General features: G+C 51.2%; 20 protein-coding genes. 16 read left to right on the plus strand and 4 right to left on the minus strand.

The features are described from left to right. Positions 1 to 50 precede the first annotated feature (50 nt). From PAEVO_RS26965 to PAEVO_RS26975, 3 genes are all read left to right on the plus strand, one after another. Positions 51 to 539, plus strand: coding sequence for a DinB family protein (locus PAEVO_RS26965; RefSeq protein ID WP_100540576.1), 489 nt, complete (start codon positions 51 to 53; stop codon positions 537 to 539). 41 nt (positions 540 to 580) lie between these two features. Beyond that, positions 581 to 1,069: a helix-hairpin-helix domain-containing protein gene (locus PAEVO_RS26970; protein WP_100540577.1), complete on the plus strand. Its 489-nt coding sequence runs from the start codon at positions 581 to 583 to the stop codon at positions 1,067 to 1,069. A gap of 146 nt (positions 1,070 to 1,215) precedes the next feature. Next, positions 1,216 to 1,887, plus strand: coding sequence for a DUF4097 family beta strand repeat-containing protein (locus tag PAEVO_RS26975; RefSeq protein WP_243390948.1), 672 nt, complete (start codon positions 1,216 to 1,218; stop codon positions 1,885 to 1,887). A gap of 147 nt (positions 1,888 to 2,034) precedes the next feature. On the opposite strand, the gene PAEVO_RS26980 is transcribed toward PAEVO_RS26975, so the two are convergent. The 3 genes from PAEVO_RS26980 to PAEVO_RS26990 form a co-directional block, all read right to left on the minus strand. Further along, positions 2,035 to 3,486, minus strand: coding sequence for an erythromycin esterase family protein (locus PAEVO_RS26980; protein WP_100540579.1), 1,452 nt, complete (start codon positions 3,484 to 3,486; stop codon positions 2,035 to 2,037). Positions 3,487 to 3,659: 173 nt separating this feature from the next. Then, positions 3,660 to 3,857, minus strand: a complete 198-nt coding sequence (locus PAEVO_RS26985) for a helix-turn-helix transcriptional regulator (RefSeq protein WP_009594955.1) — start codon at positions 3,855 to 3,857, stop codon at positions 3,660 to 3,662. 25 nt (positions 3,858 to 3,882) lie between these two features. Next, positions 3,883 to 4,398 (minus strand): DUF6773 family protein, encoded by a 516-nt coding sequence (locus tag PAEVO_RS26990; protein ID WP_100540847.1) that lies wholly within the window; start codon positions 4,396 to 4,398, stop codon positions 3,883 to 3,885. 503 nt (positions 4,399 to 4,901) lie between these two features. Between PAEVO_RS26990 and PAEVO_RS26995 the strand changes: the two genes are divergently transcribed. Continuing rightward, positions 4,902 to 5,741 carry a putative RNA methyltransferase gene (locus PAEVO_RS26995; RefSeq protein ID WP_347708149.1) on the plus strand — a complete coding sequence of 280 codons (840 nt, stop codon included), beginning with the start codon at positions 4,902 to 4,904 and terminating at the stop codon, positions 5,739 to 5,741. Between the two features lie 101 nt (positions 5,742 to 5,842). Beyond that, the gene (locus PAEVO_RS27000) at positions 5,843 to 6,268 is read left to right on the plus strand and encodes a VOC family protein (RefSeq protein WP_100540581.1); all 426 of its coding nucleotides are present in this window, start codon (positions 5,843 to 5,845) and stop codon (positions 6,266 to 6,268) included. A gap of 93 nt (positions 6,269 to 6,361) precedes the next feature. On the opposite strand, the gene PAEVO_RS27005 is transcribed toward PAEVO_RS27000, so the two are convergent. Then, positions 6,362 to 7,411 carry an S-layer homology domain-containing protein gene (locus PAEVO_RS27005; RefSeq protein WP_100540582.1) on the minus strand — a complete coding sequence of 350 codons (1,050 nt, stop codon included), beginning with the start codon at positions 7,409 to 7,411 and terminating at the stop codon, positions 6,362 to 6,364. Positions 7,412 to 7,790: 379 nt separating this feature from the next. Here PAEVO_RS27005 and PAEVO_RS27010 point away from each other — a divergent pair, with 379 nt between their 5' ends. From PAEVO_RS27010 to PAEVO_RS27060, 11 genes are all read left to right on the plus strand, one after another. Beyond that, positions 7,791 to 8,705 (plus strand): hypothetical protein, encoded by a 915-nt coding sequence (locus PAEVO_RS27010; RefSeq protein ID WP_100540583.1) that lies wholly within the window; start codon positions 7,791 to 7,793, stop codon positions 8,703 to 8,705. Positions 8,706 to 8,926: 221 nt separating this feature from the next. Next, on the plus strand, positions 8,927 to 9,970 hold the full coding sequence (locus PAEVO_RS27015) for a LacI family DNA-binding transcriptional regulator (RefSeq protein WP_100540584.1): 1,044 nt from the start codon (positions 8,927 to 8,929) through the stop codon (positions 9,968 to 9,970). Between the two features lie 429 nt (positions 9,971 to 10,399). Next, the gene (locus PAEVO_RS27020) at positions 10,400 to 11,767 is read left to right on the plus strand and encodes an ABC transporter substrate-binding protein (RefSeq protein ID WP_100540585.1); all 1,368 of its coding nucleotides are present in this window, start codon (positions 10,400 to 10,402) and stop codon (positions 11,765 to 11,767) included. Between the two features lie 59 nt (positions 11,768 to 11,826). Then, complete coding sequence (locus PAEVO_RS27025; protein ID WP_100540586.1) at positions 11,827 to 14,784, plus strand: extracellular solute-binding protein; 2,958 nt, start codon at positions 11,827 to 11,829, stop codon at positions 14,782 to 14,784. 12 nt (positions 14,785 to 14,796) lie between these two features. Then, positions 14,797 to 15,765: a carbohydrate ABC transporter permease gene (locus PAEVO_RS27030; protein WP_100540587.1), complete on the plus strand. Its 969-nt coding sequence runs from the start codon at positions 14,797 to 14,799 to the stop codon at positions 15,763 to 15,765. A 4-nt stretch (positions 15,766 to 15,769) separates the two neighbouring features. Then, a complete protein-coding gene (locus PAEVO_RS27035) occupies positions 15,770 to 16,681 on the plus strand; it encodes a carbohydrate ABC transporter permease (protein WP_100540588.1) in 912 nt (303 codons plus the stop codon). Between the two features lie 10 nt (positions 16,682 to 16,691). After that, complete coding sequence (locus tag PAEVO_RS27040; protein WP_100540589.1) at positions 16,692 to 18,155, plus strand: gluconolactonase; 1,464 nt, start codon at positions 16,692 to 16,694, stop codon at positions 18,153 to 18,155. After that, positions 18,136 to 18,756 (plus strand): Yip1 family protein, encoded by a 621-nt coding sequence (locus PAEVO_RS27045; RefSeq protein ID WP_100540590.1) that lies wholly within the window; start codon positions 18,136 to 18,138, stop codon positions 18,754 to 18,756. Before PAEVO_RS27040 ends, PAEVO_RS27045 begins: the two co-directional genes overlap by 20 nt. A gap of 14 nt (positions 18,757 to 18,770) precedes the next feature. Further along, positions 18,771 to 21,347 carry a DUF5696 domain-containing protein gene (locus tag PAEVO_RS27050; protein WP_100540591.1) on the plus strand — a complete coding sequence of 859 codons (2,577 nt, stop codon included), beginning with the start codon at positions 18,771 to 18,773 and terminating at the stop codon, positions 21,345 to 21,347. Then, positions 21,344 to 22,243, plus strand: coding sequence for a carbohydrate ABC transporter permease (locus tag PAEVO_RS27055; protein ID WP_100540592.1), 900 nt, complete (start codon positions 21,344 to 21,346; stop codon positions 22,241 to 22,243). The genes PAEVO_RS27050 and PAEVO_RS27055 overlap by 4 nt, the downstream gene beginning before the upstream one ends. A gap of 48 nt (positions 22,244 to 22,291) precedes the next feature. Next, positions 22,292 to 23,287 (plus strand): carbohydrate ABC transporter permease, encoded by a 996-nt coding sequence (locus PAEVO_RS27060; RefSeq protein ID WP_100540593.1) that lies wholly within the window; start codon positions 22,292 to 22,294, stop codon positions 23,285 to 23,287. Positions 23,288 to 23,371 lie beyond the last annotated feature (84 nt).

Below are 23,371 nucleotides of genomic sequence, written 5' to 3' on the forward strand. Positions count from 1 at the left end.
GGCCGTAGAACCCAGAGCCGCCTTATAACTAATAAATGGAGTGATGAAACGTGAATCAATTGCATGAAATGAAGCAGCTGTTGTTCGAAGAGCTGGAGCTTATCGTTCGTACCAGTTCGAATCTGATCGGCAAAATTTCGGCAGAGCATTGGGATTACAGGCCTGCCCACAATATGAGATCGCTGCAGGAGCTCGTGCATCATCTGGTTTCGGTGCCTGCGACGGACCTGTTGATTCTCCAAGAGAAGAGCGAAGCGGAGATCCGGGAACTGGAGGCAGGCATCGCCGCTGACGGCACGGACAAGGACAAGCTGATCTCTTGGATGACAAAGGGACTTGCCGATGTAAAATCCTACATGAATGGGCTGACAGATGAAGAATTTTTGCAGAAGACAACGAGACCCTTCTATTTGGAGCACGGTTCAACCCAAGCCAAGTGGCTGATTGAAATCGTCACGCATGCCCAGCATCATCGGGCGCAAATGTTCAATTACCTGAAAGCCCAAGGCTATGAAGTAAATATGTTCGATCTATATTAAACGTCAGGTATGTATGCAGAGTGAGAACAGGGGTGAGAAGGATGCAGCGGCATGTACCGAGAAAATCGCCGAAGCTGCCGTTAACTGGCGAGGAGTTGGCGAAGCTGCGGTCAAACAAAATGAAGCTCATCGATATTGCGCAAATGGATATCGAGTTATTGTCCGGCGTGCTTGGTGTTTCGGATAGCCGCGCCCAATATATCCGGGGACTGGCACAGTTTCAGACAGTTCCTTCGATCGGACCGAAAGTGGCTGAACGCGTAGTCCAGTTGGGGTATTTCGCATTGGAAGATATCAAGGATGAAGACGCTGCCTCTTTAACGGACCGGATGGAAGCAAGCAGCGGTTTCTGGGTGGATCCTTGCGTGGAGGATGCGTTTCGCTGCATCGTACATCATGCCAATCATCCGGGGAGCGGGAAGAGCTGGCATGACTTTACCGAAGTGCGTAAGCAGTTTAGGGAGCAGCACGGATACCCTCCAACCCGTCCAACTTTATCGTGGTACGACCAAAAAGATGGACAACCATAGGGTCCCTACCTTGAACTAGCAGGAGGCACTGCCACATGGCGGTGTCTTTTTTCCTGTTGTTTACCAAACTTGAAAAATCGCTTGAAAGTGAAGCGGCGTCATCCTGTACAATGGCTTCAATGTTGAAAAGGGGTGGAGGTAAAGCAATGAAACGATATGCACCAGCTGTTATCCTATGGATCCTTGGCGTATTCTTACTCAGTGCATGCAGTTCAGCGGGCGAAGAAGAGCAGCTCCAACGCGTAACGCTTGAGAAGGTTGAAGAGCTGGAGATCGACCATGGCAGCACGACCTTGTTCGTGGAGACAGCGGATGTGGAGGTATTAGAGGTTTCGCTGCTCCAAAGCGGCAATTCTGCGGGGGCCGTTGTTGATCAGGATGGCCATCGGATGAAGATTCGTTTAGATAACGATATCACTCGGATGTTGAATATCGGGCGAATGCCGCAGCTTCACGTGAGAATTCCCGAGGATTATGCGGGGAAGGTCATCGTAGACGGTTCTTCCGGCAAAGTAACGGGAACCGGCTTGCAAAACCACAGCCTCCAGGTAAAGGGTCGAAGCGGGAATATCTCACTTGCGTTTACCCGTTTGAACAACGATGTGGAGGTATCGGCGACTAGCGGAAACGTGAACATACAGCTCGATGAAGAAACGCCTGATGCAACATGGATGCTGCAATCCGGAAACGGACGCCGGTCCATTGCCGTTCCTTTGGAGGACAGAAAGGAGAGCAACCGGAAGACGGAAGGGCGCTCCGGTGCTGGCCAGCATAAGGTGAAACTCAAAACCTCCTCGGGGAACATCTCGATCCAATAACCATGTAAGAACAAAGTGTAAGAAAAAAACATCCCCGTGGTCCTTTCCAAGAGCTTACAGCTTTCGGGCTCTTGAAGCAGATCATCAGAGGATGCTTGGCATGTTAACCTATTAAATTCTTATATGACAAAGAAGAATGATAGCGCCTTAGTCTTCAGCAGACACAGAAGCCTTGGATGAAGCAGGAGATCTCATATATTGCGGCGGGTTTACGTCATCAATAAGCAGAATACCGTCGTATTGGTCACGGGCGATTAAGCTTTCCGGAATCATGCCCCAGCTATAGGCAAAACGCGGCTCGAACATCCATGAGTTGCCTGCCTCACGCTTTTGGTAACGCAGGTCAACGAAGGTATACGGTGAGCCTGCAGCCGACAGGATCGATTCCATGGATCCCGGCTCTGCCGGCAGAACGTCATGCACATTGCCCATATTATCTGCGGTTTGTCCGCTGGCCGGATACAAGCCGAGTACGTAACTGTATTTTTTCATTTCCTCCGAGAGCTTTTCCCCCATTAAAGTAACCGGATATGGCGTACCCATCACTTCGGTTTGGGCTTTACGGATGTGGTCGTTATGTCCCCACACGATGAATTTTTCCGTCGGGTATACTTCGGTTGCCAGCCACATGAGATTGTCATGCATCGCCTGATCCCGCCATTCCATCGATTCCAGGAACGGGGCATAATCGCCGCTTTCCATGCCAAGCGTTGATTGGATGGAGAGCTCTACATACTCCCGGGCTACCCGAATTCGGTCGTTCAGGGTCCGCTCGAGCAGCATGGACAGTTTGGGGTTATCCGGGTACAGCTTCTTTATATGAACTTCGTTTGCCTCCGTCTTTAAGGACACCAGAGCATCCTTGTATACTTGAATCAGCTGATGTTTCTCTTTGCGGTAAGCGGCAAGATCCCTACCAAGAGAGTAGTCGGACAATTTCTTCTCAGCTTCCGATAGGCGCTTAGCCATGGCCTGATCCTGCAGCCATTGCCCATCCAACAGCGGATACTGCAGCTGCATGTCAAAACCGGTCAGCACGAGCGGCTGCTTGCTCTGTTGTGCTGTTTTAATGTAGTCGAACAACGGCAAAATCTCCTTGGACCACCAAACGCCGAAGATGGAATCCTTCATCGTTTGTTCGGCGCTTTGCTGTCCGGCCCGGCCATAAGCCAAGGAACTGTTTCCTAGGCCGCTCTCAAAGGCCAGGACGTTATACCCCATTTCTTGATGCAGAAACTGGATCAAACGGGTCTTGGCCAGATTGAACTCGGCAACGCCGTGGGAGCTTTCCCCCAGGAACACCATGCGTTTGTCATGCAGCAAGGGCTTCAGCATGGCCAGATCCTTATACTGGTTAGAGCCGTTGGCCACGTTCGATGGCTGAATCGTATCCAGTCGGTATACATGGTCTTTGGCCCAATTCTCCCACTCGGCAATCTTTTCATCCGACGTACGTGCCGTCTTAACCTCCGTAACCTGGCCTTGGATGGAATCGGCGGCAGAAGCATCTGCTTTTCCTTCAGAGATGAAGGTGGTTCCCAATAGGGAAGCGGTGAGCAGAAACACGGTGAATGCTTTTCTAGCTTTATGTATCGGCATGCGGGTCACTCCTTATAAGATGATGATCAGTTATATGTTTTGTGGTGGTTGAACGTTTCGAAGAGAATATCAACACTATTATTTCTTGTCTTGAAGCGTTGGCATCACCTCCTTAACATCGCCGCAATTACTGTCCGGCGGCGTTAAAGAACTATAATACTGTATGGCCTACCTTAGTCCTCTTCCCAGAACAGATCGTTCAGCGTACGCGATAATGCCTTGCATATGGCAACGCACAGGCTGAGGGACGGATTGTATTTCCCCAGCTCGATCAGGCCGATGGTCTGCCTGGAGACACCGACAATCTGGGCCAGTTCTTCCTGTGATAAATCCTTCTCGACGCGGGCCATCTTCAATTTGATGTTTTTCATGCGACAGTCACCCTGATATCCCTTTCTACGAGTCGAACGGATCGTTCTGCGACATTTTCTGGCTTACCTTGTTGGCGCCGTAGTGGATCACCGAGCTCACTATAACAAAGAGCGGGACATTGATGATAAGTGTAGCGAAGAATACGATGATAAAATGTTTAATCTCGGTGGCGCTGTTGTTGTTTCCGTACAAGATTGCGCTGCGGATTCCACAGTAAAGAGCTAATATGAACCCGATGGCAAAGCACCAGAGCACATTGCGCTTATTGAACGAAACTTTGCTTCGCTGGTCATGGACCTCCACTTCATCCGAATAAATTCCCAGCGCTACGCTGCGGATACCAAAATATAAGCTTCCTCCCAGCATGATCAGCATTTCCAGCCAAACGGATTCCGTCCGTGGCAGCGCAAAAGATTTGATGATGACGGAAATGCTGCATATGATCATGATCAAGGTATACACCTCTTTATATAACTTGTTCTTCAAATTGACGATACGCTCATCCTCAACCGAGTTTTTCTTAAACCAATTCAAGCTCATCATTCCTTTCGTTTGGTTAGAGATACGTTCCTGAGATTTTCTGGATACCTGCATTGTAATAGTATTCACGTCATTTTGCAATATATATATGTCATTTTGATTTCAATATTTGTCTTTTTGACCGAGGAAGTGGATGTAGTCTCAAGAATTTCATCATAGTCCGTAGGGGGAGTTTATTCTTGATCTATTTTGCTAAAACAGAACTATAGGCCGGCGGGTTTACAACGCTTCACAGCGTGTTTAAAATGGGAATAGGGCAGATCTCTTGCCCGAATTGATAACTGGAGCGTGTTCGTTGCCATGATTATGATCCATTTCATTCGCTTACGTTAATGTGAGGTACAGATCCAAGTAGGCTCGGCCCTTTTTTTTTGACATTGCGGCTTGAGTTTATTTTTCTGTGCCTTTTTCATTACGTATGATCGAATGAAAGGGTGATTTTTGCTGTGTCCAGAAATGAAAGGTTATTACAAAAAGCACAATGGCTATCGAAACATGAGAAGATGTTTAGATGCCCGATCTGCGGCAGTTCCATGAGAGTTCAGCAGCTGGCAAGCTTGGTGTGCGAGAAGCTGCATAGCTATGATATATCGAGACAGGGGTACGTCAACCTGCTGTCCAACAGATCCAAAACCAAATATGATAAGGCCTTGTTTGAGGCACGAAAAATGATTAACAGCAGCGGGTTCTTTGGCCCGATGATTGAAGGGATTTCGAATCGTCTGATCAGGATGCAGTCTCGGAAGCCGCCGGAATCCGGCAAACCTCTGAGACTGCTCGATGCAGGCTGCGGAGAGGGTTCCCATCTATCCGCCATTGGACGTAAGCTTTTCGATCACCCCACGGTGCCGGACATTCTCGGTGTGGGCATGGATATCGCCAAAGAGGGGGTCGTAATGGCCGCCAAGACATCCCCGGACCCTATATGGTGCGTGGCTGACCTGTCTCAGAGCCCGTTTGCTGACCAACAGTTTGATTACATTTTGAATATTTTGTCCCCTTCCAATTATTCGGAGTTCAGGCGATTGCTTACGAGTGACGGAATGTTGGTGAAGGTCATTCCGGGGAGCCTGTATTTGCAGGAGCTTCGAGCTTTATTTTATACAGGTACAGGTAAGGAGACGTATTCCAATGACGGCACGATGGAGCTGTTCAGCCGACATTTTGAACGGATCGAGTTCGAAGAGATTCGGTATCGCATCATGCTGGATTCCGAGCAGACGAAGCAGCTGATTCATATGACGCCGTTATCCTGGAGCGTTTCACCTGAGGTTATTGAACGGATGTCAGGTGGAGAGATGGAGGTAACCGCCGACTTCGCACTTCTCTATGGTTGGAAATAAGGGGAAGTATTTTTCCTGCCCGGATCTCCGACGTATTTTGCTAAAGTGTCCACCATAGGAGATAATATGAGTTATCAAAATAAAAGGTGGTTAACTATCGCATGACACTTCGAATGAATCCGTATCTCATTATGGATGGAAATGCTAAGGAAGCTATTCAATTCTATGAGAAGGCCTTGGACGCCAAAGTCGTCATGGTTCAGACTTTTGGCGAGATGCCGGCCAACCCGGACTTTCCGCTGCCGGAAAGCGCGCGGGATCGGGTATCCCACGCAAACCTTATGGTCGGCGAGACGGTCTTGATGTTATCCGATACGTTTCCCGGTCAACCGGTCCAATCCAGCAATCAGGTCCAGATCTGCATCATGACCGATGCAGCCGAACATGCGAAGCAGATATATGAAGCGCTGCGTGAGGGCGGCAAGGTCGTTATGCCGCTGCAGGAAACATTCTGGAGCCCGGCCTACGGGATCGTTGCGGACAAATACGGCGTTAACTGGAATATCTCAACCGAAGTTGAAGCTTAGAAGCAGATGCTACTCCTGCAGGTATAATAAAAAGGCCCTGACGGCAAATCGTCAGGGCCTTTTTCGGTTAAAGCCAAAATCCAGTTTCCTAATCTACGCCCGCGATCCATCCCACCACTTATAGTAGATGTGGACATGCCCGGCGGGGCTTGCCACAAGCGGATCGATCACGATCGTCTTGCCGCTCACTTTCAGCTCGATCACCTTTTTGTTCTTCTCGGCGGAGTCTATCTTCGCGAGGAAGGAGGAATCGACTTGGAATCCATACAGTTGGAGGAGCTCGATCAGCATGCTGCGCTGCGTTTTATCGGCGGCATTGGAAAGCGCGATTCCGCTGAACTGCATAATCTGCGGCTCGAATTGAACGGACACGGCATAATCCGTTTCGCCGGTTTGCTTTGTGCTGGTCATGACTATTTTGTTTGACCCGTCGTCATAGATCCTGTAGCCGCTGTAGTTCGAGAATACCTTCTGACGAATCACGAGATACATCTCATCCCGGTACACATCCCAAGGCGTTGGCAGCTTCGGAAGCATCGCCTCCGCACTTGGCACAGTGGGGCGATCATACAGGTTCGACATTCCACGATCGGTCAGGTTCTTGATAAGCTGAAGCACTTCAGCGCGCGTGATGGTGCCGCTGCCTACATACCCTTCAATCGTGTTTTCGCCCTTGATCCGGCCCTGCGCGTATTTTTTACCCAAAACGTATTGAATCGCTTGATTCCCGTCGTAGTTCACGCCGTCGGCGCTGGATATCAGCTCGGCCACATGGGCCCGCGTTATGTATTGGCTGCGCTTGGTTTTGTCTGCGAATCCGTGAACAGGATAGTTCTTGAAGTGCAGAAAATGATAATATTTATCCGACCATAGTTCGGTCAAATAGTTCTCCTGCAGGTCTTTGCCCGTGATGCCGACAACGAGCATACGAATGAATTCGGCCTCGGTCACATTTTGGTTGGGCATGAACATCCCATTGGCATAACCGTTGACAATCCCTTGATCGACGCCCCATTCGATGGTCGTTTTTGCCCAGTGATTATCAATATCCCGAAACGTAACCCCGGCGGAAGCGCTGCCAGCCCCTACGAATAAAGAGACAACCAGGAGTATAGGCGCACATAGTGTCCTGAACTTCAACATCTGCAATCCTCCATCTATAATTTGCTAAAATACTACAAAATACATTGTATAAGTGTGTTTTTCGAGCGGTCAAGCGTCTGGAAGCGGTTCTTGTCAAAGATGGGCTGTTATAACTAGCTAACTAACTTAAGCGATACTTAGTGACTACAGGACTAAGGAAGTGCATAAATCCTCCACTTTGGAAATGGAATTGCGAAAGAAAGACATGTTTTTCGCGAAGGAGCTAGGGAATGGAGGACGCTGTACCCTGAAATATTCGAGCGTGGAAAAAGACAGCTATAGTCTAAAAGTTAGGGGTTCGGAATTCCTATTGGAAGATACCAAGCCATTAGGTAAAATATCCCTTGTTTACGATCTATAGAAGAGGGGCGAAATTTTGATGAGATTGGTGCGAAAATCCTTATTGACCCTGTGCAGCCTTTTGCTTGCAGTCTCGGTCCTGATCCCGCAAACAACGGTTCACGCAGCGGATCAGAAATGGATGAATCAAGTATGGAGCGAGTATAAATCCTATCATAAGAAGACGGTAAACGCCTATAACAATTACCAGAAGCAAGCGGACAAGAAATATAAGTTATTTTATGAAACAAGCCATGCGTCGCTGGATCAGCTGGAGAAAAAAGTGCTGGAGGATCAAAAGCAGTGGGATGAGAAGCTTCAAGCTGATTTGGAGCAGCTGAAGCTGAAGCATGAAGGAAACCGGGACTTAATGGATAAGCTGACACAATATGAACGGTTCATCAATCCAAGTTATTTGAACAGCCCGATGTGGAAGTACGCGAATGCTGCAAACCGGAGTTATTTGAATAGCACGCTCTGGAAACTAAGCAAAGAAATGAACGAGGATTATTTGAACAGCTTGATGTGGACCTATAAGAAGACGATCAGCCCGGATTATTTGAACAGCTCCGCGTGGAAATTTAACAAAACGGTCAGTGAAAGTTATTTGAACAGCCCGATGTGGAAGCTTCGGAACGGGTCCAGTACGTCGTACCTGAACAGTCCGATGTGGAAGTACAAACAGGGGAAAATCAGCAAGGCAACAGCCAAGAGCCAATACAGTAAGCTGTTTAAGGAACAGACAACCGCGATCTCCAAGAGCAACGCCGCAAGAAAATCCGAAATAGCGAAAATGGCAAGCGGCACGCAGAAGAAGATAGGGGAGCTTTACAAGGAAACAGTGGTCACACTCGAGACACGCCGCGAGGAGGCACTGAAGAGCATCTCCGATCTTCGGATCGAAATCACCGGAGAAGGCTTGCAATGGGAACCACTGCTCGTGATGAAACCATAATATCGTAAATCTTACCGCTTACTGGAGAAGAGCTGCTCTCATGGTCTGAACATGATCATAAGGGCGGCTTTTGTTTTTGTAAAAATGAAAACAAGAAAATGCAGGATATTCTTTGACTTTGACGATTATTTCAAATAATATTATGTCAGTAACCTAACAAAAACTAACAATAATAACACGGAAATTGAACGACAAATTCGCACTTAAGTAGGTTGATAACGATGAAAACGAAAGTGACGATTCAGGAAATTGCCGATTTTACCGGCGTGTCTAAATTCGCGGTATCCCGTGCTTTGTCGGGGAAGTCGGGCGTCAGTCCCCAGACCAGGGATATGATTCTGAAGGCAGCCGGACAGCTTGGATATTTTAAGGATCAGCCGAACCAAGCGGCGGGAAAAAACCAGCAGCTTCAAGATCCGGAGAACAGAAAATGGGCGGGGGCGGTGCTTGTCCTGTTCCCGAATGTCCGTTATCAAAATCGGGAATCCCTTTATTGGGGACCGGTGTTTGACGGCATATCCGCCCGCCTGAATCAGAAGGGACTGGACATTCTGACGCTGACGGAGCCTTCGAACGACCATATGTTCACTCTGCTAAATCCCCAGGGGATTCTCGGAATTGTGACGGTGGGATCTGTATCCACCCAAAATTTAATGGACATCAAGAAGCTGAATATTCCCGTGGTCATGGTGGACCACATGGACCCGGCGTTCCAATCGGACACGGTGTTCACTGACAATATGCACAGCATGAAACAAATCATGACCAAGCTGATCAGCAGAGGTTATAGAAAATATCAGTTCATCGGCAATATCGAAGATGCCCAGAGCTTTTATGAGCGTTGGATCGGCTTCTCGTCCGCGCTGGCCGATTACAAAATCGAACATCGGCAGCTGCCTTCCCTGATCAGCCCGGAGATTGAGAATATACACGAAGCGTTAGGAAAGGCTCTTGCCGGAAACGAGCTTCCGGAAGTGTTTGTGTGCGCTAACGATATCACCGCCATGTTCGCCATGGAGGCGCTCAGGAATCAGGGCATCGACGTACCAGGCCGTGTACAGGTGACCGGATTTGATAATACGTACGATAACCTGCCGATTATGGCAACCGTCAACATCGATAAGGAACTGCTCGGGATGCGTGCCGTTGATCAATTGCTCTGGCGAATACTGAACCCGGATTCGAATTACGAGCGGCTTCTAATTCAAGCAGATGTCATTGTTAGGGATTTGAATAACGCAACACGCGATACGGATGAACAATAAGCTGTAATGTCATATCTTCATGTTAGCTCCGATGTCTTCATGACATCGGGGCTTTTTACATTCATAACAAAAAAATAACAAATGTAGTGGCATTATAAGGGGCGGTTTGTCCAGATGAATTAAAGTAAACCGTTGATATATATGGAATTATATCGAATAAAGCCGAACTGTGTAGATTCATATTGTAATCGTTATCACTAAATATTTAGGTTAATTACAACAATTTAATTAGGTTTTTTGTTATTATTAACATAATTTATATTGACTAAATCACAAATAGGGTGATATATTTTTTGGCAAACAGGGATAACGGATTGGGGGGAGCCGAGGGGAGCAGCAGGGAGCACCGGGAATCGATCTATTCAACATCATCTTAGGGGTACATGCAGCAGTTAACAGGGTGTTAAACAAATAAGGGAGGTTTTTGGTGTGAGAAAAATGAAAGGGCTTTCTTTGTTGCTTGTTTGTTTATTATTTTTGATTACGGCCTGCAGCGGCGGAGGGGCAAAACAAGCAGAGACACCGCCTGCGACTCCGGCTCCTAGCACGGAAACCGCGACAGAGACTCCAAAAGAAGAACCCGCTGAACCTGAGGCAGAACCTGTTGATCTAGGCGGCCGCGTGATTAAGGTCGCTGCCTGGTGGGACCTGAAGCCGGCAGGCACAACAGCCGGAGAGAAAGCCCGCCTGGAGAAGATTGCTGAGATCGAGAAGAAGTACAATTGCAAGATTGAGTTCGTCAACGTTCCTTTTGAGGAGTACATGAACAAATTCACGACAAGCGTACTGGCAGGCGAGCCGTTTGCCGATATCGTGCAGTTGGAGTACAAATCGGCACTGCCGGCCATTATGAAGGGGCAGATTCTGCCGATCAGCGAGTTTACGACGGATCAGAACAACATTAATAACGAAGCCGATCTGCAGACGAAATATCCTTCCATTGGCGGAGGTGAATACGGATTCGATAATCCGACCTCCATCGGGCTCGGACTTCATTACAATCGTGATTTGTTTAAGAAGAACGGCCTCCCGGATCTTCAGGAGCTGTATGCCAAGGGAGAATGGAACTGGGATAAACTCATGGAAATTGCCAAACAGGCAACCAAAGATACGAATAACGACGGGAAAACGGACGTATGGGGCTTCTCCGGCTGGGCGATTGATGCGGTAAAGCATTTCACCGCTGCTAACGGGGGGAAAATCGTTGATGACTCCAATGGCAAAGAAGGCTTGACCGATCCAAAAACATTGGAAGCAGCCGAATTTGTGAACCGCCTCTACAACGTGGAGAAGGTTGTTAAAGTCAAGAGCGGCAACAAAACAAACTGGGAAGAGACAAACACCTTTAAAGACGGCGATGTAGCCATGTTTACGGCAGCGGAATGGATGCTCGGCGACATTACGTTCGAGGTCGGCGTGGTTCCGATTCCTAGCGGTCCGCAAGGCTCGGCGGAAACAACGTATGCCAATACCGCCGCATCCGCGAAGTTCATTCCAAAAGGCGTGAAAGATCCGGACATCGTCTATCAAATTTATGAAGAGACGTTCGATATACCGCCAACAGAGGAATATCCGGGTCAGGATTACCTGGAGAGCATCTATACCAATCAGGAAGACATCGACATGATTCGCGAGCATATTGCCGGAACCGGCGTCATCACGGTTGACGAGGCTTACACGGATTACCCTACGGGCGCTTTCATTGAGGATATTATCGTGAACAATCAATCGGTAGCCGCTACGGCCGAGAAATATAAACAACAGGCACAGGCTGCTGTCGATAAAATGGGCAAATAAGATGGACGGGGGCGTTTTGCGCAAGCCGCGCCCCCTTCTCCTGAACAGGGGGATGAACATTGACACTTCAAACGCAGCTGAAAAAATGGATGAACCGATTATGGATTCTTTTGGCGGTCATGGCCGCTTTGATTGTGTTCTTTAATAGAGGGGGAAGTGAACTCGGATCCGTCGGAAAAGCGGAAGACAGCCGGACCGAGCTTTCATTGGAACGTCCCGCATCGCTGGTCAATCTCAGCACGCAGCCGGGAAAAAGCCTCTCCTATGCCCAGTATTTGTCGGATCATGACGAAAAGAGTCGGCCGGATCGTGAAATCACGATTCCCGCTGTCGATTACAGCCGTGCCGAGGGCGGGGAATTCCGCAAGCTGGAAGCCTATGAGGGTCATTCGGGTACCTCGCTTTTTACGGGCGAGAAGGGTGAGGTGGAATGGAAGGTTCATGTGGAGGAAGAGGGATTGTACAATCTGTCCCTGCTCTATTATCCAGTGGAAGGAAAGAGCTCCTCCATTGAGCGTTCCATCCGCATCGACGGGGAGGTTCCCTTTCAGGAGGCGGCCTATTTGCAATTTGACCGGATATGGGATAACGCCAAGGACAGCATCGATCAGGATAACCAGGGCAATGACCTGAGACCGAAACAAATCGAACGTCCGGCCTGGGTCGAGGCAGTGCTTAAGGATGCGGACGGATACATTACGGAGCCGTTTCTTTTTTACTTTGAAAAAGGGGAACATACCGTGTCCCTTACAGCAGCAAGGGAGCCGATGGTGATCGGAGAGCTGAAGCTTTTTAAGCAGGAGGGCCCGCTGACGTACGCCGAGCTGCATCAACAGTATGAGGATGAAGGGATTCGGAAAATCGAAGGAACCGTGCTTACAATTCAGGGTGAGGACGCAGTCGCCAAATCCTCGCCGACCTTGTATCCGTTAAGCGAGCGTTCGAGTCCGAGCGTCAGTCCCTACAGCGCGTCGAAGGTACGGATCAATACCATCGGCGGCTTCAACTGGCGGCTGCCCGGACAGTGGATCGAATGGGAGCTGGATGTACCCGAGAGTGGGCTCTACCAGATTGCATTCAAATCGCAGCAAAATTTTGTAAGGGGCATATACTCGACGAGAAAGCTGACGATCGACGGGAAGGTTCCGTTTGAAGAAATGAACCACGTCGCTTTCCGCTTTAAGAATGGATATCGCATGGACGTGCTTGGGGGCGATGAACCTTATCTGTTCCGGTTGGAGCAAGGTAAGCATGTGTTACGCCTCGAGGCGAGTCTGGGTGAATTCGCTCCGCTCATTCATGAGGTGGAGGATAGTCTGCTTAACCTGAATGCCATGTATCGCAAAATATTGATGATCACCGGCACGAATCCGGATGAATTCCGGGATTACCGCGTAGAGCAGCGGATACCGGAGCTGCTGGAAATCTTCCGGTACGAGAGTGACAGATTAAAAGCCATCGCGGCCAGATTGGTTGAGCTGTCGGGACAATCCGGCGACCAGGAGGCCCTGCTGAAGACCATGGCGCTTCAGCTGGATGAGATGATCGAGAAGCCGGATACGATTCCGCGCAGGCTGGAGGCTTACAAGACGAACAGCGGCGGACTCGGAACGTGGCTGCAGCAGGCAAGGGAGCAGCCGCTCGAGATCGATGCCCTCTACGTTGCGTCAGCCGATGCCAAGCTGCCGAAGAGCGGAATGGGGGCAACCGATAAGGTGAAGCATGAAGTGTCGACGTTCTTCAGCTCCTTCTTCATCGATTACAACAATATCGGTAATGTCTCGGATGAGAAGAATCAGCGTTCGATCACGGTATGGATCGGCAGCGGGCGGGATCAGGCCAATACCATCAAGGCAATGATTGATGAGACCTTTACGCCGGAGACCGGAATCAACGTCAATCTAAAGCTGGTGAACATGGGGACGCTGCTCCCCGCAACGTTGTCAGGTCAGGGACCTGAGGTCGCGATGCAGATCGGCAATGACCTCCCGGTGAACTTCGCCATGCGGAATGCGGCAGCGGACCTGACGCAATTCCATGATTTCGAATCGGTAGCGGACCGGTTCAGGGATAGCGCCTTGGTGCCTTACCGATACCGGCACGGCGTGTACGCGCTGCCCGAGACCCAAACCTTCAACATGATGTTCTACCGGAAGGATGTGCTGGAAGAGCTTGGTCTTGATGTTCCGAAGACTTGGGACGATGTGGCCAGCCTGCTTGCCGTATTAAACAAAAATCATATGCAATTTGGTCTTCCCGTTGTGGCGCAGGCACCGGATCAGTGGACCACGCTGCCGCCGAATTCTTTATATGCCGCGCTCCTGATGCAATCCGGCGGACAATTTTACCGCAACAACGATCAGGAATCGGATCTGGATTCCAAGATTGGGCTGGAGGCCTTCAAACAATGGACGGAATATTACACGGATTACAAGCTGGAGCGGGAATACGATTTTGCGAACCGATTCCGTACCGGACAGATGCCAATCGGTATTTCCGACTATACCACCTATAACCAGCTGTCCGTGTTCGCGCCGGAGATCCGGGGCGTATGGGGCTTCGCGCCCGTACCGGGAACCGTTCAGACGGACGGCACCATTGACCGCACCGTTCCAAGCGGCGGCAGCGCCGTGCTGATGCTGGACGATGCGAAGGACAAGGATGCAGCCTGGGAGTTCCTGAAGTGGTGGACCAGCGATGCAACACAGACGAACTTTGGCCGCGAGATGGAAGGACTTATGGGGGCGGCGGCCCGCTATCCGACCGCCAACATCAAGGCGCTGGACAGTCTGCCATGGCCGGTAGCCGACTATGAGAATTTGAAATCCCAATTTGAATGGGTCCAGGGAATACCCGAGGTGCCGGGCGGCTATTCCACGGGCAGACATTTGTTCAATGCCTTCTACCGTGCGGTCATCAGCGGCATCGAGCCGCGGGAGGCCTTGATGGATTCGGTGCAGTATATTCACGACGAAATCCGAACCAAGCAAGAAGAATTCGGCGAGCTGCAGGAATAGGGGGAGTCCAAATTGCATAATGCCAGCCTTCAGGATCCTGAGGTTACGATGCCCGCCGCTATCCGCCCCGTCAAGCCGCAATCCTGGTGGAAGCGGAAGCTGGCGGAGATGAAGGCCAGCAAGCATTCCTATATATTGCTTGCGCCTTATATGATCCTGTTCACGCTGTTTACCGTGTTTCCGGTCGTCATTTCGATGATTCTCAGCTTTACGTACTTTAATATGCTGGAGTTTCCGCGGTTTGTCGGTTGGGATAATTACACACGACTGTTCCTGGAGGACGATATCTTTCTGGTTGCGCTGAAGAACACGCTGCTCTTCGCCGCCATAACAGGACCCATCAGCTATTTGGCCTGCTTTCTGTTTGCTTGGGTCATCAATGAGCTGGGTCCGCGGCTGCGGGCGTTCATGACTCTGATCTTCTATGCGCCTTCGATCTCGGGGAACATTTACTTCATTTGGCTGATGATCTTCTCGGGCGACCGCTACGGCATAGCGAACGGTATGCTGATAAAGCTCGGCATCATTCTGGAGCCGATCCAATGGCTGAAGACCGAAGCGTTGATCATGCCGATTATCATTCTGGTCCAGCTGTGGCTCAGCCTTGGAACCGGCTTCCTGGCTTTCATCGCCGGTCTTCAGACCGTAGATAAAACGCTCTACGAAGCCGGGGCCGTGGACGGGGTCCGCAACCGCTGGCAGGAGCTGTGGTTCATTACGCTGCCTTCGATGCGGCCCCAGCTCATGTTCGGCGCGGTCATTCAGCTAACGACATCGTTTGCCGTGGCCGACGTCTCGATTGCGCTTGCCGGTTTCCCCAGCGTGAACTACGCGGCGGAAACGATCGTAACGCATCTCATTGATTTCGGCACGACGCGCTTCGAGATGGGCTTTGCGTCGGCGATTGCGACCGTGCTGTTCATCCTGATGGTGGGAACCAACCTGATCGTCCAAAAATTGCTGCGCAAGGTAGGTGAGTAGACGCATGAGGGTTACATACGAACTTCCGAAAAAACGGGGCAGCCGCCTGCTGAACGTAAGTCTTAAAGCTCGCAGCAAACGGGTAAACCGTTCCTTCATGGGCACCATCTCCCTGTTTGCGCTGCTGGCGGTGTTCGGCGCTTTCATGGCGCTGCCATTGGTGTACGCTATCAACAATGCGTTCAAGCCGCTGGACGAAATTTTCCTGTTCCCGCCCACATTGTTTGTCCGCAATCCAACATGGAATAACTTTTCCGATTTGATCAATCTGCTGGGCCAGTCCTGGGTACCGTTCTCGCGGTATATCTTCAATACGGTCTTCATAACCGGGGTCGGCATTGTCGGGCATGTGATCTTTGCCTCCGCCGCGGCTTATCCGCTGGCCAAGCATAAGTTTCCGGGCAAGGTATTCCTGTTCCAGGTCGTGGTGCTGTCCCTGATGTTCACGCCGGTCGTTACGGCGACGCCGAACTATATGATCCTGTCGTGGCTGGGGCTGATCGACACCTACTGGGCCGTCATTATACCGGCTTTCGGCTATTCGCTAGGGTTATATCTGATGAAGCAGTTCATGGAGCAGATACCGGATGCCCTGCTGGAGGCGGCCAAGATCGACGGAGCCAGCGAATACCGGATCTTCTGGTCCATCGTGATGCCGAACGTGAAGCCGGCTTGGCTCACGCTGATCATTTTACTGTTCCAGATCCTGTGGGGAACCGATGGCAACGGCTTTATTTACAGCGAGCAGCTCAAGACCCTGCATTATGCTTCCAATCAGATCATTCTGGGCGGTATTTCCCGGGCCGGCGCAGGCGCAGCCGTGGCAGTCATCCTGATGAGCGTGCCGATTGTGCTCTTTCTGTTCTCGCAGAGCCGGATTATCGAGACGATGGCCACATCCGGAATGAAGGATTAGGGGGGATCACATGTCAGCGAAAAAATGGTTGCTATCGCTCGCGGCGGCCTCCCTGCTGCTAACCGGCCTGATGCCGGGGAGCGTCTCCGCCAGTGCTCCGTATGAGAGCTATATCTACAATTATTGGGAGGAAACGGTCGCCGTGCCTGCAGCCTATCTGCCGGTTCGCTCCGTGACAGGGAAGGATCTGGGTATCGGGGAGTTTCTGGAGCCCAGCGATATGCATGTGTCAGAGGCCGGAAACATCTACGTGATGGACAGTGGCAACAAACGTATTGTTTGCCTCGATGAAACGTGGAAGGTCGTTCGTGTCATCGATACTTTTATGAATGATGGGAAAGAGGACGGTTTTGCGAACCCTACCGGCATCTTCATTGACGGAGATGAGCAAATCTATGTTGCGGATACGGACCACCAGCGGGTTGTCGTATTAACGGCGGAAGGCACGCTTGTCCGGATCATCGAGCAGCCGGAGTCGGATGTGCTGCCTCAAGGCTTTCAATTCATTCCGCTGAAAGTAACGGTGGATGAAGCCAAGCGGGTATTCGTTGTCGCACGCGGCGTTTACGAAGGCATAATGCAGTTCGAGGAGGACGGTACCTTTCTAGGCTACGTCGGAACGATTAAGGTGAAGCGCGATTATGGCGATTATTTCTGGCGATTGGTATCGACGAGCGCGCAAAAGGCCCAGATGAGACTGTTCATCCCGACCGAATTCTCCAATCTGGATATCGACGGAAAAGGGTTCGTTTATGCCACGAATATTGATGTCGGCTCCAAGGAGCCGATTAAACGCCTCAATCCGTCGGGTGAGGATGTGCTGAAACGCTTTGGCTACTTTCCGGTTGCCGGGGATATTTATTATCGGAGAACGGTAGGTCCCTCCAAGTTCGTTGATATTAAAGTGCTTGGCGACGGGATATACAGCGCGCTGGACTCTACCCAGGGGCGCGTATTCACTTACGATGAGACCGGGAACCTGCTGTATGTCTACGGCGGCATCGGGAATCAGCTGGGCGTGTTTAAGACGCCGGCGGCAATTGAACAGCTTGGAGACCGTCAGCTTGTGCTGGACCGGGGAAAAGCGAGCATTATCATGTTCGAGCCGACCGAGTTCGGGAAGCAGGTTAACCTTGCTGTCCGCCATCATTACCGGGGAGAAGATGCGGAGGCGGAAAGGTACTGGGAACGCGTGCTTCAGCTGAATGCCAACTATGACATCGCTTATATCGGCATCGGGAAAGCGAAGCTCATGAAGGGGGAGAACAAGGAAGCCCTTCGATTTTTTGAGTTAGGTATGGACCGCAAAAATTATTCCGTTGCTTATAAACGATATCGCAGAGAGGTCATGAAGGAGCATTTCGGCACCTTTTTATCGGTTGGGACCAGCGCTGTGCTGCTCTATGCGGTCTATAGAACGGTGAGATACCGAAAGCAGAGGAGGGAAGGGAAGCATGAAACAGGATTATCTTAGATTCCCCCTTCATTTGATCGTGCACCCCTTCGATGGGTATTGGGACCTGAAGTATGAGAACAGAGGACGCCTCGGAGTTGCTTATGTCGTATTGGCGCTTGTGGTCATGGCCATGATTCTGCAGCGGCAGTATGCGGGATTTCTGGTCAATTACAATGATCCGAGGACGCTGAGCAGCATCGACGAACTGATCTATTTCGTGCTCCCGTTCTTTCTGTGGTGCGTCTCCAATTGGTCGGTCACCACGCTCATGGGCGGGGAAGGAAAGTTTAAAGAGATTGTGATGGCCAGCGCGTATGCCCTGATTCCGATGGTTCTGATTTATCCGCCCATGACGCTGGCGAGCCGGTTCATGGTCCAGGAAGAGACCGTATTCTACTATCTGCTCACATTGGTAGCGGCGATCTGGTTTATCGGGCTGCTCTTTGTCGGTACGATGACGGTTCATCAATACTCCGCAGGCAAAACGATCGTCACGATGTTTCTGAGCTTGATCGTCATGGGCATTATTGTATTTCTGGGCACGCTCGTCCTGAGCATGCTGCAGCAGATTTACACGTTCGTTGTCAACGTTTACCGAGAGATCCTATTCAGGCAATAAGGAGGCCGTGGGCCGTGAAAAAAAGAAAATGGCTGTACACGGTGCTTGCATGTACCGTTATAACGTGCATGGCTGCGAGCTTTCTGTTCTACGTGAACCGGGGAGCACCGGCGGTAGACGTGGCGGCTTACCGTACCGCGGCAGCCGAGCCGACGCCGGGCGGTGAGCTGACCGTCCTGAACGATTCGACGGACGGCGTACCCGGTATGGATCTGGTGGCGGAGACGGCGGCGCTTGCCCTGTATTATCATCCGGAAACGACCGAGGTGGCGGTACGGGATAAGCGGAGCGACACGGTATGGTACAGCAATCCGCCAGACCGGATGGAGGACGGAATTGCCTCGCCGTTTGAGAAGGAAGTGCTATCTTCGCAATTGACGCTGACGTTCCGGGATGAGATCGGCACGCTTGAGACCTATCCGAATTATACGTGGAGTGTGATGAACGGGAACCACACGGCGGAAAGCTTGGACAACGGAATTCGAGTCACGTATACGCTGGGAGATGTGTCGCTCGGGATCGATGCCTTGCCGAAATACATCTCGCAGGACCGGCTGCAGGAGAAGGTGATCAGCAAGCTGGATGAGTCCCTGGCGAGATACGTTCAGGCCCGGTACTACCCCTTGAAGGATAACCCCGCGATGCTGGAGCGATTGGATGACCAGATCAAGAAGGAGCTGGTGCTGAAAAAAATGCTGGGGGCGTTTGAACAAGCGGGCTACACCGCGGAGGATCTTGCCTACGATAACGAAGCGGGTGGAGGAGCGGCCGCAAGCGCCTCTTCGAAACCGCAGTTCAAGGTTCCGCTCGAATACAGGCTGGAAGAGGATTCGCTGATCGTTTCCATACCGCTTGATCAGGTAACGGAAAGTGAGAGCCACCGTTTGCGCAGCGTGGAGCTGCTTGGCTATTTCGGCGCGGCGGGCTCGAAGGCCGAGGGATACATGCTGGTGCCGGACGGCAGCGGCAGTCTGATTAAGCTGAATAACGGCAAAGTGAAGGAAGAGCAGTACGTGCAGCGAATATACGGCACCGATCCGAATAATAACAGCAGCAGCCGCGGGCAAGTGGCGGAGCAGGCACGGATGCCTGTGTTCGGCATGAAGAGCGGCGATCGCGGCTGGTTTGCCGTGATTGAAGAAGGCGACGCCATCGCGAGCGTGTCCGCCGATATCGGCGGGAAGCAGAACTCGTACAATCATATATTCAGCAGCTTTGCCTTACGCGGCGAGGATATGCTGGAGCTATACACCGGCAGCACGATACAGGAGATCCAGCTGCTGAATGACAAGCTCTACAACGGAAAGCTGTCCGTAAGATACCGTTTCCTGTCCGGCGACGAGGCCAGCTACTCGGGCATGGCCCGCTTATATCAGGAAACGCTTGTGGAGGAAAACAAGCTGGCTCCCCTGGAAGAAGCGGAGGGCATCCCGTTCTATCTCGATATGCTGGGAAGCGTGGATAAACGGAAATCTTTTCTGGGCGTGCCGTATGATGCCGTCGTCTCGATGACCACCTTCGAGCAGGCAGGCGAGATTGCCGCTCTTCTGAAAGGCGAGGGCATCGCCAATCTTCGAATGCGTTACCTCGGATGGTTTGGCAAAGGCGTCCATCACAAAACTCCGGTGAAGGTAAAGACAGACAGCGTTGTTGGAAGCGCCGCCGAGCTGAAGGCACTGTCCAAGCAATTGCAGGACGCCGGCGGCGGGTTGTACCCGGATATCGCCTTCCAGCATGTCTACCATGACGATGGGGCGTTTACGCCGTCATCCGATGCATCCCGTTACGTGACCAGGGAAACGGCAGCGCTGCATCCGTATGATCGGAACACGAACCGGATGGACTCGTATTACGGCACGTACAACCTGATGTCGCCGGCGAAGCTTCCCTATTACGTGGACCGATTTGCGGGGCAATATGAACGGTTTGGCATGGGGGCCGTGTCATTGCGGGACCTGGGCGATATCCTGAGCTCCGATTACCGGGTGCAGCGGGTGGTTTTCCGAGAAACCGCGAAGTTTATCGTGACGGATCAGCTGCAGAAGCTGCATGAGGCCTACCCGGATACGATGGTTTCCGGTGCCAATGCATACAGCTGGCCTTATGCCAGCCACGTGATTGATGTACCGTCGTCGAGCAGCGGATTTGGGCTGACAGATGAGGAAGTCCCCTTTTATCAAATGGTCATTCACGGATATCTGGATTATGCAGGGGCATCGGTCAATAACCTGAATGAGCAAAACCTGCGCAAGCAGCTTCTGCAGTCGCTGGAATTCGGATCGGCTCCACACTTTCTGTGGTCTTATGAGCCAAGCTCGAAGCTGAAGTACACGCGTTTCGATGACATGTACGCCACCCATTACAAGGATTGGTTCGATGAGGCGGTTTCCTTGTATCAAGAGCTAAGTGAGGTGCTGGCGCCGCTCCGGACGCAGCGGATAGTGGAGCATATACGGCATGCTGACGGCGTCGTTGAAGTGAGGTATGAGAGCGGCACGTCGATTCTGATCAATTATACCGATCAAGCCGTCGATGTGAACGGAACTCTAGTGGGACCGCAAAATTATGCCGTAGGGGGTGACCGGGCATGAAAATGAGATTGTCCCTGACTCAGAAAAGATCCATGCTCGGCCTGCTCTTCATCGCTCCATGGCTGATCGGTTTCATATTTCTGTTTGCCGGACCCCTGTTACAGTCGATTCTGTTCAGCTTCAGTAAATTGAACATTTCCCCCGCAGGCTATGAACTGAAGTCGGTTGGATGGAGCAATTTCAACACGGCGCTGTTCGTGGACGCGAATTTCAACCGGATCTTGACGGAATCGATACTGGGCATGGTGGTGGACGTTCCGTTGATCTTGTTTTTCAGTTTGTTCTCGGCCGTTCTGCTGAATCAGAAATTCAGGGGGAGAGCCCTTGCCAGGGCGATTTTCTTCCTGCCGGTCATCCTGGCGTCAGGCGCGATTTCCGCAGCGGAAACCTCGGGTTTGATCAATCTGGTCGGAAACGCGACGGTGGCGGAGGAGCTCGGGCAAGCCTCCGGGCAATTCAATGTGCTGTCGATGGTTCGCATTTTATCCGAGGCCGGATTTCCGATTACCGTAACCGAGTATATTATCGGGGCCGTCATGAGGATCTACGATATCATCAGCAGCTCGGGCGTGCAGATTCTGATCTTTCTTGCAGCCTTGCAGGCCGTGCCAGGCTCGATGTATGAGGTGGCGAAGATCGAAGGGGCTACCGCCTATGAATCCTTTTGGAAAATCACGTTTCCGATGGTGAGCCCGCTCATCCTGACAAACATGATTTATACCATCATTGATTCGTTTGCAGACAGCACGGTGACCCGGACGATTTACGAGACAGCCTTCAAGACGCAGAATTTCGGACTCAGTGCCGCGATGGCGTGGCTGTATACCATCGTCATCAGCGTGCTGCTGATTATCATGGGGATCATCGTATCGAGGAAAACCTTTTATCAAAATTAATGGCAAAGAGATTCCTGACTGACGGGTGCAGGAAAAAAGGAGGTCCGTATGGCATCGATTCGGGATCGCTCGGACGAAGCGGCTCAGGAACGAATGAACCGGTTCAAGAACAAGGCGCTGCCTATCCTATGGGCGGTGTTCCGCTACCTGCTGATCATCGGCATCACATTCATCATCATCTATCCGATCATCTCCAAGTTCTCCGTCGCGTTCAAAGACAAACAGGATATTTATAATCCGACGATTTACATGATTCCGGTGCATTTCACGTTGGATAACTTCAAGCTCGTGCTCGACTTGCTGGATTATTGGCCGCTGCTGCTTCATACGATGATTTACGTATTCATCACGATGCTGCTGACCACGATGTCGACCGCGCTTGCCGGGTATGGCTTTGCCAGGTTCACCTTTCCGGGAAGCAACCTGCTCTTCGGCCTGGTGGTGCTGACGATCCTGATCCCGATGAGCACGCTGATGGTACCGATGTATTTGCACTTTCGCAGCTTTGATATTCTGGGGCTGGTTCACTTGTTTACCGGAAAAGAGGGTATCAATCTGTTAAACAGCTATTGGCCCTCGATCATTACTTCGGCTACGGCCACCGGGCTAAAGGCTGGACTGTTCATTTATATCTTCCGTCAATTTTTCCGGGGGCTGCCGAAGGAGATTGAGGAGGCGGCGTTGATCGACGGTGCAGGCGGGATCAAGACGTTTTTTGCGATTATGCTTCCCAATGCGATCCCGCCGCTCATTACGGTGACGCTGTTCTCGTTCGTTTGGCAGTATAACGACACCTTCTATACCTCGCTTTTTATGAGCGAACAGTCCCTCATGCCGCTGAAAATCGCTTCACTGCCGGCGGACGCCAACCAGTTTCTCCCGGCACTGATGGGGCTCGGCTCATCGGCCAAGGCCGATCCGAACTATGTGGCACTCGTGGTGGATACGGGGATATTGCTGGCCATTCTGCCGCTGATCGGATTGTATCTGTTCGTGCAGCGCCATTTTGTGGAGAGCGTGGAGCGTACGGGGGTTGTCGGGTAGAAGCTGCCGAGGATGGATGTCGTGTTGCAGGATAGATATCATATCGCAGGATAGATATTGTATTGCAAGATAGATGCCGTGTGC

Source organism: Paenibacillus sp. GM2FR (assembly GCF_002803325.1).
In the GTDB taxonomy this organism is placed as follows: domain Bacteria; phylum Bacillota; class Bacilli; order Paenibacillales; family Paenibacillaceae; genus Paenibacillus_AQ; species Paenibacillus_AQ lautus.

Excerpts from the sequence above, each read along its gene's own strand:
- PAEVO_RS27060 (WP_100540593.1), top strand. The coding sequence starts at position 22,292 with ATGGCATCGATTCGGGATCGCTCGGACGAAGCGGCTCAGGAACGAATG.
- PAEVO_RS27045 (WP_100540590.1), top strand. The coding sequence starts at position 18,136 with ATGAAACAGGATTATCTTAGATTCCCCCTTCATTTGATCGTGCACCCC.
- PAEVO_RS26970 (WP_100540577.1), top strand. The coding sequence starts at position 581 with ATGCAGCGGCATGTACCGAGAAAATCGCCGAAGCTGCCGTTAACTGGC.
- PAEVO_RS27035 (WP_100540588.1), top strand. The coding sequence starts at position 15,770 with ATGAGGGTTACATACGAACTTCCGAAAAAACGGGGCAGCCGCCTGCTG.
- PAEVO_RS27055 (WP_100540592.1), top strand. The coding sequence starts at position 21,344 with ATGAAAATGAGATTGTCCCTGACTCAGAAAAGATCCATGCTCGGCCTG.
- PAEVO_RS27000 (WP_100540581.1), top strand. The coding sequence starts at position 5,843 with ATGACACTTCGAATGAATCCGTATCTCATTATGGATGGAAATGCTAAG.
- PAEVO_RS26995 (WP_347708149.1), top strand. The coding sequence starts at position 4,902 with ATGTTTAGATGCCCGATCTGCGGCAGTTCCATGAGAGTTCAGCAGCTG.
- PAEVO_RS26980 (WP_100540579.1), bottom strand. The coding sequence starts at position 3,486 with ATGCCGATACATAAAGCTAGAAAAGCATTCACCGTGTTTCTGCTCACC.
- PAEVO_RS27010 (WP_100540583.1), top strand. The coding sequence starts at position 7,791 with ATGAGATTGGTGCGAAAATCCTTATTGACCCTGTGCAGCCTTTTGCTT.
- PAEVO_RS27005 (WP_100540582.1), bottom strand. The coding sequence starts at position 7,411 with ATGTTGAAGTTCAGGACACTATGTGCGCCTATACTCCTGGTTGTCTCT.
- PAEVO_RS26990 (WP_100540847.1), bottom strand. The coding sequence starts at position 4,398 with ATGAGCTTGAATTGGTTTAAGAAAAACTCGGTTGAGGATGAGCGTATC.
- PAEVO_RS27040 (WP_100540589.1), top strand. The coding sequence starts at position 16,692 with ATGTCAGCGAAAAAATGGTTGCTATCGCTCGCGGCGGCCTCCCTGCTG.
- PAEVO_RS26975 (WP_243390948.1), top strand. The coding sequence starts at position 1,216 with ATGAAACGATATGCACCAGCTGTTATCCTATGGATCCTTGGCGTATTC.
- PAEVO_RS26985 (WP_009594955.1), bottom strand. The coding sequence starts at position 3,857 with ATGAAAAACATCAAATTGAAGATGGCCCGCGTCGAGAAGGATTTATCA.
- PAEVO_RS27015 (WP_100540584.1), top strand. The coding sequence starts at position 8,927 with ATGAAAACGAAAGTGACGATTCAGGAAATTGCCGATTTTACCGGCGTG.